The 13256-nt window shown below is 73.1% G+C and carries 10 protein-coding genes; 9 read left to right on the top strand and 1 reads right to left on the bottom strand.

What is annotated here, in order from left to right:
• Window positions 1-23: 23 nt before the first annotated feature.
• From galT to FB467_RS19340, 7 genes are all read left to right on the top strand, one after another.
• Window positions 24-1097: a galactose-1-phosphate uridylyltransferase gene (galT, locus tag FB467_RS12985; protein ID WP_141785471.1), complete on the top strand. Its 1074-nt coding sequence runs from the start codon at window positions 24-26 to the stop codon at window positions 1095-1097.
• The gene (gene galK / locus FB467_RS12980; protein ID WP_141785470.1) at window positions 1090-2214 is read left to right on the top strand and encodes a galactokinase; all 1125 of its coding nucleotides are present in this window, start codon (window positions 1090-1092) and stop codon (window positions 2212-2214) included. The genes galT and galK overlap by 8 nt, the downstream gene beginning before the upstream one ends.
• A gap of 81 nt (window positions 2215-2295) precedes the next feature.
• Window positions 2296-4944, top strand: coding sequence for a bifunctional acetate--CoA ligase family protein/GNAT family N-acetyltransferase (locus tag FB467_RS12975; RefSeq protein WP_141785469.1), 2649 nt, complete (start codon window positions 2296-2298; stop codon window positions 4942-4944).
• Window positions 4945-5012: 68 nt separating this feature from the next.
• Window positions 5013-5594 carry a DUF5998 family protein gene (locus FB467_RS12970; RefSeq protein ID WP_228393199.1) on the top strand — a complete coding sequence of 194 codons (582 nt, stop codon included), beginning with the start codon at window positions 5013-5015 and terminating at the stop codon, window positions 5592-5594.
• Window positions 5595-5601: 7 nt separating this feature from the next.
• Entirely contained in the window at window positions 5602-6765 is a 1164-nt protein-coding gene (locus FB467_RS12965) for an alkaline phosphatase family protein (RefSeq protein ID WP_141785467.1), read from the top strand.
• Between the two features lie 11 nt (window positions 6766-6776).
• Window positions 6777-7463 carry a thymidine kinase gene (locus tag FB467_RS12960; protein WP_141785466.1) on the top strand — a complete coding sequence of 229 codons (687 nt, stop codon included), beginning with the start codon at window positions 6777-6779 and terminating at the stop codon, window positions 7461-7463.
• Window positions 7464-7473: 10 nt separating this feature from the next.
• Window positions 7474-9339: an MFS transporter gene (locus FB467_RS19340; protein WP_267128610.1), complete on the top strand. Its 1866-nt coding sequence runs from the start codon at window positions 7474-7476 to the stop codon at window positions 9337-9339.
• Between the two features lie 62 nt (window positions 9340-9401).
• Here the strand turns inward: FB467_RS19340 and sepH are convergent, their stop codons facing one another.
• Entirely contained in the window at window positions 9402-11126 is a 1725-nt protein-coding gene (gene sepH, locus FB467_RS12950) for a septation protein SepH (protein ID WP_141785465.1), read from the bottom strand.
• A 166-nt stretch (window positions 11127-11292) separates the two neighbouring features.
• Here sepH and FB467_RS12945 point away from each other — a divergent pair, with 166 nt between their 5' ends.
• Both FB467_RS12945 and FB467_RS12940 read left to right on the top strand, forming a co-directional pair.
• On the top strand, window positions 11293-11961 hold the full coding sequence (locus FB467_RS12945) for a trimeric intracellular cation channel family protein (protein ID WP_141785464.1): 669 nt from the start codon (window positions 11293-11295) through the stop codon (window positions 11959-11961).
• Between the two features lie 107 nt (window positions 11962-12068).
• A complete protein-coding gene (locus tag FB467_RS12940) occupies window positions 12069-13256 on the top strand; it encodes a ferrochelatase (protein ID WP_141786658.1) in 1188 nt (395 codons plus the stop codon).

The raw sequence follows: 13256 nt of genomic DNA, 5'->3' as shown, positions 1-13256 counted from the left end.
TGTGCGATCGGTATGGTGCCACCGTGAAGACGACCCGCGCCGCGCTGGCCGACGGACGAGAGCTGATCTACTTCGACCACGACGACGCGCCGGAGCGGGCCACGCTCGACCGCCGGGACCTGCCGGAGGTGAGCTCGGCCTCGGAACTGCGCTGGGACCCGCTGCTGCGCGAGTGGGTGATGATGGCCTCGCACCGCCAGGCACGCACCTTCCAGCCGCCGGTCGAGCAGTGCCCGCTGTGCCCTTCGAGGGACGGGTACCTGTCGGAGGTGCCCGCCGACGACTACGGGGTCGTCGTCTTCGAGAACAGGTTCCCCAGCCTCTCCACCCACGCGACGGCAGGGACCTCCGCGGTGCACCCGCTGGTGGAGGTCCGCCCGGGCCTCGGCCGGTGCGAGGTGGTCTGTTTCTCCAGCGACCACGACGCGAGCTTCGCCGACCTCTCGGTCGCGGACGCGGGGCTGGTGGTCGACGCGTGGGTGCACCGCACCGCCGAGCTGTCCGCGATCGAGGGCGTGGAGCAGGTCTTCTGTTTTGAGAGCCGGGGGGAGGAGATCGGGGTGACGCTGTCGCACCCCCACGGGCAGGTCTACGCCTACCCGTTCGTGACGCCCCGGACGGCACGGATACGGGAGTCCGCGCTGGCTTACCGGCAGGAGACCGGCGCCGACCTCCAGACCGACCTGCTCCGGGCCGAGCTGGAGGACGGGGCGCGGGTGGTCGCCGCGTCGGACCACTGGGCGGCCTTCGTCCCGGCCGCCGCCCGCTGGCCGGTCGAGGTGCACCTCTATCCGCGGCGCAGGGTGCGCACCCTGGCCGAGCTCGACGCCGCGGAGCGGGTGGACCTGGCCGAGATCTACCTGGACCTGCTGAACCGCTTCGACCGCCTCTACGACCGCCCGCTGCCCTATATCGCGGCCTGGCACCAGGGGGTCGTGCACGACGCCGACGACCTGGACTACCTGCACCTCGAGCTCTTCTCGATCCGGCGCTCCGCGGACAAGCTCAAGTACCTGGCCAGCTCCGAGTCCGGGATGGGGGCCTTCATCACCGACTCCCTGCCGGAGGCGACCGCCCAGCGGCTGCGGGATGTCTAGCGGACCCGCGGGGGCGGCCTCCCCACGCGAGCAGGGCACCTGGTCGGCCCCCGGCCGGGTCAACCTGATCGGGGACCACACCGACTACAACCACGGCCTGGCGCTGCCGTTCGCCCTCCCGCTGCGCACCGTGGTGCGGGCGCGACGCCGGGACGACCGGCAGATCTCGGCGACATCGGCGGGGCACGACCCGGTGTCCTTCCTGCTGCCCGGCGCGCCGGGGGAGGTGCGCGGCTGGGGGTGCTACGTCGCGGGGGTGGCCTGGGCGCTGGCCTCGGCGGGGTTCGAGGTGCCGGGTGCCGACCTGAGCATCAGCAGCGACGTGCCGGTCGGGGCCGGATTGTCCTCGTCCCACTCCCTGCAGTGCGCGGTGGCGCTGGCCCTGTGCGGGTTGGCCGGGGTGGACCCGGACCGGACGGAGCTGGCCCGGCTGGTCCAGCGCGTGGAGAACGACTACGTCGGGGCCCCCACCGGACTGCTGGACCAGATGGCGGTGCTGCACTCGGCCGCGGGGCAGCTGAGCCTCTTTGACGCGCGGGAGCTCACCGTGCGGCCGGTCCCGGTCGACCTCGCCGCGGCGGGGCTGGAGTTCCTCGTGATCGACACCCGGGCGCCGCACCGCCTGGTCGACGGCGCGTATGCCGAGCGACGGCGGTCCTGCGAGGCCGCGGCGGAGCGCCTCGGGCTGGGGAGCCTGCGCGAGGTGGCGGACCCGGAGGCCGCCCTGGCCCGGCTGGCCGGTGAGCCGGTGCTGCAGCGCCGGGCCCGCTACATCCTCGGGGAGAACGCCCGGGTCCGGCAGGTGGTCGACCTCGTCGAGGCTGGCCGGGTGGCCGAGGTCGGTTCGGTCCTGACCGCGAGCCACGTCGCGGCGCGGGACGACTTCCAGAACACCGTGCCGGAGGTCGACCTGGCCGTCGCCACCGCGGTCTCAGCGGGGGCGCTGGGCGCCCGGATGACCGGCGGAGGCTTCGGCGGGTCGGTGATCACCCTGCTGGCCCCCGGTGCCCGGCAGGACGTGCAGGCGGCCGTCACCGCGGCATACGAGGACGCCGGGTATGCCCGGCCGGCCTTCTTGGCGGTGACCCCCGCCCGTGGTGCCGGACCCGGCGAGTAGCCCTCGGGGAGGGCCTCGCTCCCGGGACCGGGGCCGGTGCGCCGCCCGCGCCCGTCGGACGGGGTCTGAGATGCTGGTCCCATGACCGATCGGCCCGATCTGCCTCCGGGGTACCCGCACTCCTGGGAGGCCGACGTCGTGCTCAGCGACGGCTCGGTCGCACACGTCCGCCCGATCGTGCCGGACGACGCCGAGGGTCTGCACCAGTTCCACTCCCGGCAGTCGGCCGAGTCGATCTACCTGCGCTTCTTCGCCCCGATCCCCAGGCTCTCCGACAACGACGTGCGCCGGTTCACCCACGTGGACTACGACGACCGGGTCGCCCTGGTGATGACCGTCCGGGAGGACATCGTCGGGATCGGGCGCTACGACCGGTTGTCGGCCGGCAGCACCACCGCGGAGGTCGCCTTCAACGTGGCCGACGCCTACCAGGGTCGGGGCGTGGGCTCGGTCCTGCTCGAGCACCTCGCGGCGATCGGCCGGGAGGGCGGGGTCCGCCGGTTCGTCGCCGACGTGCTCCCGCAGAACCGCAAGATGATCGGCGTCTTCGCGGACGCGGGCTTCGAGGTGACCCACGAGTTCGACGATGGCGTGATCGCGGTCTCCTTCGCGATCGAGCCGACGGAGCGGGCCGCCGCCGTCCGGCTGTCCCGCGAGCACCGTGCCGAGGCGGTGAGCATGCGCCGGGTGCTCACGCCGGAGACGGTGGCCATCATCGGGGTGAGCCGGGAGCCCGGGTCGATCGGGCGGGCCCTGTGGCGGCACGTGCGGGAGCACGGCTACACCGGCGCGGTGTATGCCGTGAACCCCCGCGCCGAGGAGATCGACGGCGAACCGGTCTACGGCTCGATCGAGGAGGTGCCCGGTCCGATCGACCTGGCCATCATCGCGGTCCGCGCCGACATGGTGAGCGACCTGGTCCGCCGGTGCGCCCAGGCCGGTGTCCCGTCGGCCGTGGTGGTGTCGGCCGGGTTTGCCGAGGACGGCCCCGAGGGGCGCGAACGCCAGGAGGAGCTGCTGCTCACCGCCCGGGCCTACGGGATGCGGGTGCTCGGGCCGAACTCGTTCGGGCTGATCAACAACGATCCGGGCGTCCGGCTCAACGCCTCGCTCTCCCCGCGGGTGCCGCCCCCGGGCTCGCTCGGGCTGTTCGCCCAGTCCGGCGCGCTGGGGATCGCGGTCCTGGCCTCCGCCGAGCGCCGCGGGCTCGGGCTCTCCACCTTCGCCTCGGCCGGCAACCGGGTCGACATCTCCGGCAACGACCTGATGCAGTACTGGATCGACGACGAGGCCACCCACGCGGTGGGGCTCTACCTGGAGTCGATGGGCAACCCGCGCAAGTTCACCCGGATCGCGCGTCAGCTGTCCTCGGTGAAGCCGGTCATCGTGGTGAAGTCCGCTGCGGGCGTGCAGGGCGAGCCGCCCCCCGGGCACCGGGTGCGGATGACCCGGGAGCGGCCCGAGGCCTTCGCGGAGATGCTGCGTCAGTCCGGCGTGATCCGGGTGGAGAACACCCACCAGCTCTTCGACGTCGCCCAGCTCGTCGTGCACCAACCGCTGCCGCGCGGCCTGCGGGTCGCCGTGGTCACCAACTCGGACGCGCTGGGGGCGCTGACCGCGGACGCCTGCCATTCCTGGGACCTGCAGGTCGCCCACGGACCGGTCGCCCTGCCCAGCACCGCCTCCGCCGCCGAGTTCAGCGAGGCGCTGGCCGCGGCACTGGCCGACGAGGAGGTCGACTCGCTGGTGGCCTGCTTCATCCCGCCGGTGATCACCGGCGACAGCCAGGTCGTCACGGCCGTGGAGGAAGCGGTCCGGGGGCAGGGCAAGCCGTGCGTGGCGACCTTCCTGGGGATGCGCGGGGTCAGCCCCGGCGGTGACCTGCCGACCTACCCGATGCCCGAGGACGCCGTCCGGGCGCTGGCCGCGGCCACCCGGTATGCCGAGTGGCGGGGTCGGGAGCAGGGCGAGCGGGTGCGCCCGTCCAACGTCAACCGCCGCCAGGCGCACAACATCATCGAGACGGTGCTGGCCCGCGAGCCGGAGGGACGGGGGCTGACCCAGGAGGAGGCCACCGAGCTGCTGGCCGCCTACGGGATCGTGCTCTGGCCCAGTCGCCAGGTGGCCTCGCGGGAGGAGGCCGAGGCGGCCGCCACGGAGCTGGGGCTGCCGGTGATCGTGAAGGCGACCAGCCAGGAGGTGCGCCACCAGCCGAACCGGAGTTGGGTGCGCACGGACGTCCGCTCGGCCACCGGCGCGGGCACGGCATACGAGCGGGTGCGTGCGGCCATCGAGCCGCTGGGGCTGGAGGAGGTCGCGGTCCAGTCGATGGCCCCGGACGGGGTGACCGTGGTGATCGGTTCCTCCGAGGACCCGCTGTTCGGCCCGGTCGTCAGCTTCGGCATCGCCGGCATCTCCACCGACCTGCTCGGGGACGTGGCCCACCGGTTCCCGCCGCTGACCGACCTCGACGTGGCAGAGATGGTCGCGGACGTACGGGCCGCGCCGATCCTCTCCGGCTACCGGGGGTCGCCGGCGGCGGACCTCGACGGGCTGTACGACCTGCTGGCCCGGGTGTCGGTGCTGGCCGACGAGCACCCGGAGATCGCGGCGCTGCGGCTGAACCCGGTGATGGCCCACGAGCACGGCGTCGCCGTCCTGGGCGCCAGGGTGCACGTGGCCCCCGGCCCGCAACGGGCCGACCGGGGGCGCCGGGCGCTCTCCACGTAGCGGCCGGGGATCCCGACGTCGTGGACGACGTTCACGGCCCACCGGGCGAAGGTGCTTGGATGGGGTCCATGGCACGTCGCACCGCACCACAGTTGCCCGTCGACCTCGAGGAGAGCATCGAGCGGGCGGGGTACCTGCCGGCCGTGGTCCGGGAGGTGCTCACCCTGGCGCTGGGAGCCGACGAGGTGGTCAGCCACCTGCTGCACCAGGAGACGACCTTCGACGAGGAGGCGGTCCGGCGCCACCTGACGGTGCTGGCGCTCACCGAGCGCCGGCTGGTCATCGCGCACGCGGACGACCACCAGGGCCCGGAGGCCGGGCAGCACATGGCGACCGCCACCACCGAGACCGTGCCGCTGTCGGCGGTGCGCGGCGTGATGATGACGCACGTGCTCCCGGACCCCGTCGAGTTCGACGGCAGCGACCGGGGCCGGGCGGTGACCCTGACCCTGGGCTGGGGCACCGTGTCCCGCCTCGACCTGATCCCCGCGGCGTGCTCGGACCCGACCTGCGAGGGTGACCACGGCTACGAGGGCACCGTGGCCTCGGATGACATCTCGCTGCGGATCACGGCGGACGCCGACGGTCCTGACCTGCTGCACCAGGCCCTGGAGTTCGCCCAGCAGCTCTCGCTCCGGATCGGCTCCTAGCGCCCCGATGACCCGCTCCGACCTGCAGCTGCCCGGGTACGACCTGTGGCTGGGGTCCGTGCTGCCCTCGGTGGCCCGGTCGCTCGGCCACCCGGTGCCGGAGCAGAGCTGGGTGGGCCGGGAGCTGGAGCTGCCGGAGGCACGGCACGCGGTCGTGGTCATGGTCGACGGGCTGGGCGCCGAGCTCCTGGCGGCCCGGGGCGGGCACGCACCCTTCCTGCGCACGCTGGATGCACCGGCCGGGGCCATCGACTCGGGGTTCCCGTCCACCACCGCCACCAGCACGGCCAGCCTGTCGACCGGCCTCACGTCGCTCACCCACGGGATCGTGGGCTGGCAGGCGCTGATGCCGGAGGAGGACCAGCTGCTCAACCACCTGTCCTGGGACATGGGGCCGGACCCGCGACGCTGGCAGCCGCACCGGACCGTCTTCGAGGTGCTCGCCGCGGAGGGTGTCGACGTCACCCGGGTCGGGCCGCCCTACTTCGAGAAGTCGGGGCTGACCAGGGCCACCCTGCGGGGCGGGCGGTTCCTCGGGGCCAGTTCGATGGCCGGGCGCGTCTACACCACCCTGGCATCGCTGCTGGCGAGCGGGCGCGGTCCGTCCCTCGTCTACCTCTACTTCGGCGAGGTCGACAAGGCCGGCCACATCCACGGCCCGGACTCCTGGCAGTGGGGCGAGCAGGTCGAGGCGGTCGATGCCGCCCTGGCCGACCTCGCGCGTCGGTTGCCGGCCGGCACCTCGCTGACCGTGACCGCGGACCACGGCATGGTGACCGCCCCCGAGGCCCAGCGCCGCGACCTGGCCTACGAGCCGGAGCTGGCACACGGCATACGGCACCTCGGTGGTGAGCCGCGCGGACCGCAGGCCCACTGCCAGCCCGGTGCGGCATCGGACGTGGCCGACACCTGGCGGGAACTGCTCGGGGACACCGCGACCGTGCTGACCCGCCAGGAGGCCCTCGAGGCCGGGTGGTTCGGGCCGGCCGACACCCCGGTCGACCCCGGCGTGCTCGCCCGGATCGGCGACGTGGTGGCGGCCATGCACGGCCAGGCCACCCTGCTGGACTCCCGCGCGCTGCGCCCGGAGGTCCTCCGGTTGGTCGGGCAACACGGGTCATTGAGCCGCGCCGAGATGTCGGTGCCCCTCCTGCACCGTCCGGCTACGTAGACTCCTCCATCGTGGCCGAGCTCGTCTTCTTCACCGGAACCATGGACTGTGGCAAGTCGACCCTGGCGCTCCAGATGCATCACAACCACACGGTCCGTGGTCGCTCCGGCCTGCTCTTCTCCAAGCACGACCGGGCCGGGGAGGCCATGCTCTCCTCGCGGCTGGGGCTGGCGCGCGCGGCGCTCACCGTCGGTGATGACCTGGACTTCTGGGAACTGGTCGTGGAGCAGGTCACCAACGGGCGCAAGGTGGACTTCATGATCTGCGACGAGGCGCAGTTCTACACCCCGGTGCAGGTGGAGCAGCTGGCCCGGCTCGTCGACGAGATGGGGATCGACGTCTTCACCTTCGGGATCACCGCGGACTTCCGCACCGAGCTCTTCCCCGGGTCGCGGCGCCTGATCGAGCTGTCCGACCGCACCCAGGTGCTCCAGGTGGAGGCGCTGTGCTGGTGCGGCCGCCGGGCGACCCACAACGCCCGCGTGGTGGACGGGACCATGGTCGTCGAGGGGGACCAGATCGTGGTGGGCGACGTCGCCGACGGTGACGCCGACGAGCCGGCGCCGACCGTGGAGTACGAGGTCCTGTGCCGTCGCCACTACATGCGCCGGATGACCGGGCAGGCGGCCCGGGCGCAGGCGCTCTCACCCGACGTCCTGCCCTTCGACCTGGACCTGTGTCCGCTGCCGAGCCGGTGAGCGAGGACCCGTGAGCCACCAGGACCCTGACCACTTCGCCGGCGACGAGACCTCCCCGGCCGGCTACCGGGCCCCGATCGAGGGGATCTCCGCCCGCCCGCGAACCAGCAAGGCCGCCGAGGTCGGTGCCCGCGTCGGCCACGGCCTGGGCAAGGGGGTGAAGGCGGCGGCGCACGGCACCGGTGCGGCCAGCAAGGCCACGGCCCGGCTGGCGCGGAAGGCGACGCACGCCGACGGTGCGGGCGATACGGGCCTGTCCCGGCTGATCGAGGTCCACCTGCTGCACAACGGGGGCGACGCCGTGGTCGCGGTCGCCCTGGCCGGGAGCCTGTTCTTCTCCGTGCCGACCGGTGAGGCCAAGGGGCAGGTGGCGCTGTTCCTGCTGATGACCCTCCTGCCGTTCAGCCTGATCGCCCCGTTCATCGGGCCGTTCCTGGACCGGTTCCGGCACGGCAGGCGGTGGGCGATCGGCTCCATGTTCGCCGTCCGGGCCTTCCTGTGCTGGGTGCTCGCCAGCTCGATCCAGGAGGAGTCGTGGTGGCAGTTCCCGGCCGCCCTGGCCATCCTGGTCGCCTCCAAGGCCTACAACATCGCCCGCTCCGCGGCGACTCCCCGCCTCCTGCCGCGGGGGATGAACCTGGTCAAGGCCAACGGGCGGATGTCGTTGGCCGGGGTCGTCGGCGCGACCGTCCTCGCCCCGATCGGCGTGGGGGCCGCCACCTTCGGGGCGGAGTGGGCGCTCCGGTTCGCCTTCCTGATCTTCGCCACCGGCACCATCCTGGCGATCCTGCTGCCCAAGGAGGTCGACTCGGTCAAGGGTGAGAAGTCGGTCCCGATCAGCGGCTTCACCGCTTCCGGTGGTGGCTGGTCGGTCCCGCCGGACGTGGTGACGGCGCTGCGGGCCAATGGCGGACTGCGGATGATCTCAGGCTTCCTGACCATCTTCCTGGCCTTCCTGCTGCGCACCGACCCCCCGCCGGGATGGGGCGACAACTTCACCCTGCTGATCGGCGTCGTGGTGGCCGCGGTCGGGGTCGGGTCCGCACTCGGCACGCTGATCGGCTCGCTGCTCAAGGCCGTCCCACCCCTCGTGCTGGTGCGGGTCTCGCTGATCGTCGACGTGGCGGTGGCCGTCGTGACGGCGATCAACTTCGGCATGATCACCCTGGTCATCCTGAGCCTCACGGTCGGCCTGTGCCAGCAGGTCGGCAAGCTGGCGTTGGACGCCACGATCCAGGAGCAGGTCCCCGAGCACCGACGCACCAGCGTCTTCGGTCGCTCCGAGACGCTGATCCAGCTGTCCTGGGTGCTCGGCGGCGGACTGGGCGTGGCCCTGCCCACCGACGCCACGATCGGTATGGGGACCGTCGCCGGACTGCTCGTGCTCTGGCTGGTCTTCGTGCTGTGGAGCCCCAAGCGACGGGCGTCGGCGCGGACGAAGCGGGCGAGGGCACCGCGGGCCGCCCCGGTCGAGCCCGCCCCGCGGGCACCCGCCCCTGAGGGGCGCGTCGCTGCGGGGCACGTCGCTGAGGAGACCACGGAGGGACCCGTCCCGGAGGAGACCGCCGCCGCCGAAGGTACGACTGCCCGGCAGCGGCCGGAGCCCACCGGCAGCGGTGGTTACGAGCGTGAGGTGCGGCCTCGGAGGAACGGGCCGCAGCACGGTGGGTCCGCGGGGGGCGTGGGGCACTCCCGGTTGGAGGAGAACCTGGCCTGGGAGGTGCAACGCCCCTATCTCGAGTCGGAGGGGGAGGAGTTCCTCGGTCCCCGCGCGGAGGACACCCAGCCATACCGGCACGACCCCACCCGCCCGGTCCGGCGGAGGGAGGCGTCTGAGTGGGAGGCGCAGGAGCAGGAGCCCGAGGACGGGCGGTAGCCGACCCGTCGCGGTAGCCGACCCGCCGCGTGGACGACCCGTCGACCGTGGTTGCGGCGGCGTTAGCGCCGGTCCTGGGCTCCGAACATGATCTCGTCCCAGCTCGGGACGCTCTTGCGACCCTTCTTCCGTGAAGGCGTGGACCCCGCGGCAGGTGCGGAGGGCTCCGCAGCAGGTGCGGCGTCTGCTGACGGCTCCGGACTCGGTGCGGGCGGCTCAGCAGCAGATGTGCCGTCTGCTGACGGCTCTTCGGGGAGGTCGAAGACGTCATCCGCCGGTGCCGGTTCGTCGACCGGCACATCGGCAGAGGCGGTCGAGGCCTCGCCGGCTGTCCGCTCCTCGTCCCCGTCCTGGTCCTCGTCTTCGTCCGAGGGGTCCAGTTCGTCGTCGAACGCCTGGGTGTCGTCGCCGAGGGTTTCGGCGTCGTCGTCGAGCACGTCGACCTCGTCCAGTTCGTCCTCGCGTGCCGCGGCCCCGGCCTCGACCGTTACTGCAGCCGCGACCGGACCACCAGCGGGCGTGTCGTCGCGGTCCTCGTCAGGCTCCTCGTCTGTCGCCAACTCGTCGGTCGCCAACTCGTCGGTCGTCAACTCGCCGTCGGAGAAGTCCTCGTCCGTGGGGCCTTCGTCGTCGGCCTGCTGCTCCTCGTCCGAGGGCCCGAAGAAGTCGGCGAGGGTAGCCTCCTCCGCCCGGCGGTTGCGCCGGCGGCGACCGCGCCTGCCCAGCAGCCGCTCGGCCGGGGACGGAGCCTCATCCTCGTCGGAGCCCTCGTCGTGGGAGCTATCTGCGTCGGCGGCATCCGTGTCGGGACGATCGACATCCGAACCGTCGGCACCGGCATCCGTACCGAGGCCTTCGTCACCGGCAGCATCCTGGCCGGCCGCGTCGTCGGTGAGGTCGTCCTCGGAGCCGTCCTCGGCCGCACGGTCGGGACGACCGGCAGCAGGGGGGAGCCCGGCGGTCGCGGGGTCGTAGTCGAGGTCCTCCAGGGGCAGGACGTCGTCGGCGGGCGTGACGCCGGAGGGCAGTGCGGCCGGGTCGGCCGACCCGTCGTCGGTGGCGGATCCCGAGGAGCGGTCCTTCGCGGCGGGGGTCGCCTTCTTCGAGCGGCGGCCGCGGGCCCGGCTGCGTTCCCGCATGGTCGCCATCAGGTCGACGGCTCCTGCGCCATCGCCGGCCAGCACGGCCTCGCGGCCGCCGGGGAGGGCCTGCTCGTCCTCGGAGAGCCAACGGGCCTCGTCGTCGAGCGCCTCGACGGTGGCGCCCGCCGGCTCGTAGCGCCAGGCGGCCTGGCGGCTGCGGTTGGCGGCGGTGAAGGAGACGACGATCGTCCACTGGCCGCCCTCGGGGCGCGTCGCGTCCCACGAGACGTCCTCCGGCTCGACCCCGCGCGCCTGCAACCGTTCGGCGACCCGGCTGTCCAGGGTGGCGATGCCCCCGTCGGCCGCGCGGCCCCGGACGTGGGCGGCCCGGGCCCGGGTGGCGACATGCTCCCGTTCGGCCACGATCGGGCCCTCGAACCTGGCTACCCGCGTGGCGTCCCAGCCGGTGGCGCCCGCGATCTCCTCGGCGGTGTGCCCGGCCCGGATCAGGGACTGGATCGCCCGGGGGCTCATCGGCGTCTCCGGGCGCGTCGGGCTCCCGGTGGCCCGCTGGCGCAGTGCCGCCCGGAGACGTTCGTCGACGGCCAGGAGGTACTCCGTGCCCTCGCCTCCGTCGCCCTCCGGGTCGTTCAGCACGAGGTGCTCGCCGTCCTCGTGGACCGCAACGAACCGCAACTCCCGCATGCCGGATCTCCTCGTGCCGTGTGTCCTGCGTATGTCCTGGGTGTCTCCTGGCGTCCGACTCTGCCATGCCGCGGGCCCCAGCGGGGAACGGGCACGCCGCCGCGGGGGCAAGCGAGTGCCACCTCGGCCGCTGACCAGCGGTCACGGGAGGCATACTGTCCCGAGCATGGTTGATGTGAACCCCGACCTCCAACTCTCCCTCGACCTCGTGGGCGTGTTCGTGTTCGGGCTGTCCGGGGCGCTGGTCGCCGTCCGTCGGGGGCTCGACCTCGTCGGGATCGTCGTGCTGGCCTGGATGGCGGGGCTCGGCGGGGGCATGATGCGCGACGTGATGATCGGGGCGATCCCCCCGGTCGGGATCAGCGACTGGCGGTTGATCACCGCGGCCGCCCTGTCCGCGCTCCTCGTCTTCGCGTTGCACGGCGTCCTGCGGGACCCGGACGTGCCCCGGCGGGGCCTGCGGCGGGGACTGATCACCCGGATGGTGCTCGTGCTGGACGCGGTCGGCCTGGCCGCCTTCGCGGTGACCGGATCGCTGAAGGCCCTGCAGTTCGGTATGCCGGGGCTGGCCGCGGTCATCGTCGGCGCCATCTCCGCCGTCGGCGGCGGCCTGATCCGGGACCTGCTGGCCGGCCAGGTGCCCGAGGTGCTGCGCCGGGAGCTGTATGCGATTCCCGCCGTGGTGGGGGCCGTCTCCGTGGTGCTCGCGCACCATCTGGGCTACCTCGACGAGTGGGTTCTCTACGGATCAGCCATCCTTGTCTTTGTGATCCGCATCGTGGCGGTAACCCTCAATCTGAACGCGCCCCAGGCGCTGCGCACAGGAGACCATTGATGACGCTGCCCCCAGACGGACCCCTCGAGCCGCGCGAACCCGTCGACCCGAGCCGACCCCGCGACCCGGAGCGGTCGCCCGAGCCGGCCCTGACCCCCGAGCCCGCCATGGCGCCGGAGCCGGAGCCGGAGCCCGCGCTCCCACCGGAGTCCGAGGCGGCACCGGTCCTGGCCGAGGAGCCCGCGGCCGAGCGTGCGGCGGAGACCGAGCCCTACGACGCGGTCGTGCTGATCTCCTTCGGCGGGCCGGAGGCGCCGGAGGAGGTGATGCCCTTCCTGCGTCGCGTCACCCGCGGCCGGGGGATCCCGGACGAGCGCCTGGAGGAGGTCGCCGAGCACTACCAGGCCTTCGGCGGCAAGAGCCCGATCAACGACCAGAACCGCGCGCTCCGGGCGGCGTTGCAGGCCGAGTTCGACCGGCGCGGCATCAGCACGCCGGTGCTGTGGGGCAACCGCAACTCCGAACCGTTCCTGACCGACACGCTGCGCGACGCCCACGAGCAGGGGCGCGACACCCTCGTGGCCATCACCACCAGTGCCTACTCTTCCTACTCCTCCTGCCGGCAGTACCGCGAGGACATCGCCGAGTCGCTGGAGGAGCTGACGGGGGAGGGGCGCAGCCTGCGGGTCGACAAGGTGCGCCAGTACTTCAACCACCCCGGGTTCGCCTCGGTGAACTCCCGGCTCGTCACCGAGGCGGTCCGGGAGCTCCTGCAGGGCTCCGGTGAGGAGCCCGCGCTGGTCTTCGTGACCCACTCGATCCCGGACGGGATGGACGACACGTCCGGCGGCGGCGAGGAGGACGGCAACCTCTACAGCGCCCAGCACCAGGCCCTGGCCGCGGCCATCACCGACGAGGTGAACGCCACGTTGGACCTCACCCTGGACAGCGACCTGGTCTACTGCTCCCGCTCCGGTCCTCCCTCCCAGCCGTGGCTCGAGCCCGACGTGAACGACCACCTGCGGGACCTGGCCGCCGAGGGCGTGACGCAGGTCGTCCTGGCGCCCATCGGGTTCGTGTCGGACCACATGGAGGTCGTCTTCGACCTCGACACCGAGGCCAGGGAGACCTGCGACGAGCTGGGCCTGGAGATGGTCCGGGTCCCCACCGTCGGCATCGACCCCGAGTTCGTCTCCGGCCTGGTCGACCTCGTGCTCGAGCGGGCGGCCGAGGCGCGCGGCGAGGACGTCGTGCAACCGGTCTGGCCGGTGCCCGTGCCCCGGCCGTCGGTGTGCCTGCCCGGGTGCTGCCCGAACCTGCGGGTGGCCAAGCCGGCCGCCTGCGGAGCGGACTGA

This window comes from Ornithinicoccus hortensis (assembly GCF_006716185.1).
In the GTDB taxonomy this organism is placed as follows: domain Bacteria; phylum Actinomycetota; class Actinomycetes; order Actinomycetales; family Dermatophilaceae; genus Ornithinicoccus; species Ornithinicoccus hortensis.
Note: the sequence above shows the minus strand (reverse complement) of the source record. Positions and strands in the feature narration are given on the sequence as shown.

What these genes read in the sequence shown, in the direction of transcription:
- sepH (WP_141785465.1), bottom strand. Translation starts at nt 11,126, where the DNA reads ATGCGGGAGTTGCGGTTCGTTGCGGTCCACGAGGACGGCGAGCACCTC.
- galK (WP_141785470.1), top strand. Translation starts at nt 1,090, where the DNA reads ATGTCTAGCGGACCCGCGGGGGCGGCCTCCCCACGCGAGCAGGGCACC.
- FB467_RS12945 (WP_141785464.1), top strand. Translation starts at nt 11,293, where the DNA reads ATGGTTGATGTGAACCCCGACCTCCAACTCTCCCTCGACCTCGTGGGC.
- FB467_RS12940 (WP_141786658.1), top strand. Translation starts at nt 12,069, where the DNA reads ATGGCGCCGGAGCCGGAGCCGGAGCCCGCGCTCCCACCGGAGTCCGAG.
- FB467_RS12965 (WP_141785467.1), top strand. Translation starts at nt 5,602, where the DNA reads ATGACCCGCTCCGACCTGCAGCTGCCCGGGTACGACCTGTGGCTGGGG.
- FB467_RS12970 (WP_228393199.1), top strand. Translation starts at nt 5,013, where the DNA reads ATGGCACGTCGCACCGCACCACAGTTGCCCGTCGACCTCGAGGAGAGC.
- FB467_RS12975 (WP_141785469.1), top strand. Translation starts at nt 2,296, where the DNA reads ATGACCGATCGGCCCGATCTGCCTCCGGGGTACCCGCACTCCTGGGAG.